General features: G+C 70.5%; 2 protein-coding genes. One reads left to right on the top strand and one right to left on the bottom strand.

Going from position 1 to position 3154, the window contains the following annotated elements:
- Nucleotides 1-59: 59 nt before the first annotated feature.
- Nucleotides 60-1475, bottom strand: coding sequence for an MFS transporter (locus ACFW2Y_RS35320; protein ID WP_384887708.1), 1416 nt, complete (start codon nt 1473-1475; stop codon nt 60-62).
- 102 nt (nt 1476-1577) lie between these two features.
- Between ACFW2Y_RS35320 and ACFW2Y_RS35315 the strand changes: the two genes are divergently transcribed.
- Nucleotides 1578-2423 carry a helix-turn-helix transcriptional regulator gene (locus ACFW2Y_RS35315; RefSeq protein WP_384887706.1) on the top strand — a complete coding sequence of 282 codons (846 nt, stop codon included), beginning with the start codon at nt 1578-1580 and terminating at the stop codon, nt 2421-2423.
- The last annotated feature ends 731 nt before the right edge of the window (nt 2424-3154 follow it).

The following is a 3154-nucleotide window of genomic DNA, read 5'->3' as shown; positions in this document are numbered from 1 at the left end:
GTCCCGGGAACGGACCCGGGCATCTTCTTCCTGGCTGCCTTGTTCGGCGGGCCGACCGCTCAGTGGGTCGCGGCCTGCTCGCCGACATCGACCTGCGGGTCGGTGACGGGCTGCGGCGGCGCTTCGGAGCGGGCACGCAGGCCCACCCAGACGAGACCGACCGCGAGCAGGGTCACGATCACGTCGACCGCGACCGCGAGCCGGATGCCGTCCAGTTGCACGACGCGGGTGGCGGCGACGGCGCCGAGGATCGGGATGCCGATCGTGACGGCCACCTGCTGGCTGAGCGCGGCGAGGCCGGTCGCGAGGCCCTGCTCGGAGTCCGGCAGGCCGGAGGTCGCGGTCACGGTGTAGGCGACGATGGAGGTGACGTGTCCGAAGAAGCTGATGAACAGGGCGGGGAGCAGCACCACCAGCATGACCCGGTCGGTGCCGAGCAGGATCAGCGGGGCGGTGGCGAGGCCCTGCACCGACATGCCGACGGTCAGGACGGTCCGGGTGCCGAACCGGCCGATGGCCCGGCCCGCGATGACGCCGGCGGCAACGGCGGCGAGGCCGGGGACGCCGAAGATCAGGCCGGCGGTCAGCGGGGCGAAGTGCAGCACTTCCTGCAGGTACAGGGTCATCAGGAAGATCAGCGCGCTCTCCATCGCGAACACGACGAGTCCGGCGAAGTTGCCCCACTTCACGGTGGGGCGCTTGAGGATCCGGACGGAGGCGAGTGGTGCGGGGGCGCGCAGTTCGATCGCCCAGAACACGCCGAGCAGCACGACGCCGACGGCGGCGATGAGGAAGCTCTTGTCGATGATGCCGTAGGTGAAGGCGAGGAGGCCGGCCGTGACCGAGACGGCGCCGGGCACGTCGAGCCGGACCTTCTCCGGGGCCCGGCTGTCGGCTATCAGTCGCGGGGTCGCGATCAGGATCGCGATGGCCACCGGGACGTTGATCAGGAACGCCCAGCGCCAGCTGAGCAGGCCGACCAGGGTGCCGCCGACCAGGGCGCCCACGGTGAATCCGCCGGACAGCAGGGCGCCGTTCAGGCCGAGCACCCGCTCCCGCATGGCGCCCTCGGAGAACGAGGTGGTCAGCAGGGAGAGTGCCGCCGGGGCGGCCATCGCGGTCGACAGGCCCTGCAGGACGCGCGCGGTGAGCAGCGGGCCTCCGCTGTCCGCGACGCCGCCGAGCACCGAGGCGACGATGAGCAGCGTGATGCCCGCGAGGAACAGGCGGCGGCGGCCGAACAGGTCGGCGATCCGGCCGAACAGGAGGGTGAAGCCCGCGGCGGGCAACGCGTAGGCCGCCGCCACCCAGGGCAGGTCGTCGGAGGACAGCCCGACCCCGGAACCGATCTGCGGGAGTGCGACGTTGAGGATGGAGAAGTCGACGGACAGCATGAACTGCGCGCCCAGCAGGACGAACAAGGTCAATCTGAGCCGGGTGCTCATGCGGTTCCGCGAGTCGGGAAGCGTGGTCATGCCAGCAAGCGTGGGAGATCACCTGCCGGCTAGCCAGACACCTGCTGTGCGTCCCACTGCGAAGGCTAGGCTTGGCAGTCCCAGCTTCAGCATAATGAGGGCATGGGTGAGCTCGGGAAATTCCTCAAGTCCCGTCGGGCCAAGCTGAATCCGGCAGAGGTCGGACTCGGATGCTACGGAGAACGCCGGCGGGTACCGGGCCTGCGCAGGGAGGAGCTCGCCCAGCTGGCCGGCGTCAGCGTCTCCTACTACGCCCGGCTGGAGCAGGGGCTCGGGCAGAACGTCTCCGACGCCGTCCTCGACTCGCTGGCCCGGGCGCTGCGCCTGGACGACGCCGAGCACGCGCACCTGGTGGCGCTCGCCCGCCCGAACCGGTCGGGGGCCGGCCGCGCGGCCGGGACGACCTGGCAACTGCCCGTCGGCTTGAAGCGATTAATGGCGATGATGGGCGACGTGCCGGTGATGGTGCTCTCCCCGACGTCCGACGTGCTGGCCTGGAACCCGCTGGCGCACGCGGTGTTCGGGCAACACCTGGCGGGCCTGCCCAACATGACCAGGGCGATCTTCCTCGACCCACCGACCCGGGCGCTGTTCACCAACTGGGAGGTCAAGGCCAGGTCCGTCGTCGCGCACCTGCGGATGGTGGCGGCACGGTTCCCGACCGACAGCAGGGTGCGCGCGCTGGTCGATGAACTGCTTTGCTCCAGCCCCGAGTTCACCGCACTGTGGGAGGACCACTCGGTGGCCAACTGCGACTCGTTCACCAATGTGCTGCACCACCCACAGGTGGGCGGCCTGACGCTCTTCCAGGAGGTGCTGCGCACCGAGGAACCGGAGCTCATGCTGGTGGCCTTCACCGTCGAGCCGGATTCCCCGTCGGAGACGGCACTGCAGCTGCTGGGCACGTTGGTCGCGGCCCGTTCGGACTACCGGGTGGCCGTCTCCTGAGCCCTGCGCGGGCCGGATGCGGCACCCCGTCCGCCGACCTCGACCCGACCGAGGACGAGCTCTACGGCCACATCGAGCCGGTCGGGAAAAGCACCCGGCCCCTGGAGCCCTACCCCTACCTGCGCAGCCCCTGCCCGCCGCGGGTCCACGACGCGATCGTCCGCGGCGCTCCTTCCCCGCACCTGACCGCGAAGGGGCGCCACCAGGCCGGCGCCCCGGCCGCGGCGAACGACGTCGAGACCGCCTGCACCCCGACCACGTCAGCCACAAGGAGCAGGGCAACATGATCCGCCGCTGCACGCCGGTGGTGCCGTCGACGTGCTCCCGGACCGGGTCGGCACGGCCGCTCCAGTCGGACGGGGACGACCACCCGGGGGTGGCCGCCGAGGAGCGGACGGGACACGAGCGTCGCGGGGGCGCACTCCCACGCGACGCTCGGTGCGGAGCTCAGCATCGCCAAGGCCCTTGAGCGCATGTGGTGGCGGTCCGTGAAGCCGGTGATCGACTCCCGCGAGTTCGGGCCGATCCCCTCGGGAGAAGAAGTTGAAAACTTGATCTCCCAAATTTCTCCCAAACGGCGTTCCAGGCGCCATTTGAAGCGCCCGGCCGCCAAGTCTCAGGGTTGACCTCCGCTCCCCTAGTAGTGCTTGGTCAGGTTGGTGTGGTGCTTGGTATGTCGCGGTGGCAGGTGGGGCAGGCGCCGGTCCAGGTGGCGAGGAGGGTCTGCAGCT

Source organism: Streptomyces sp. NPDC058877 (assembly GCF_042742855.1).
Lineage (GTDB): Bacteria > Actinomycetota > Actinomycetes > Streptomycetales > Streptomycetaceae > Streptomyces.
Note: the sequence above shows the minus strand (reverse complement) of the source record. Positions and strands in the feature narration are given on the sequence as shown.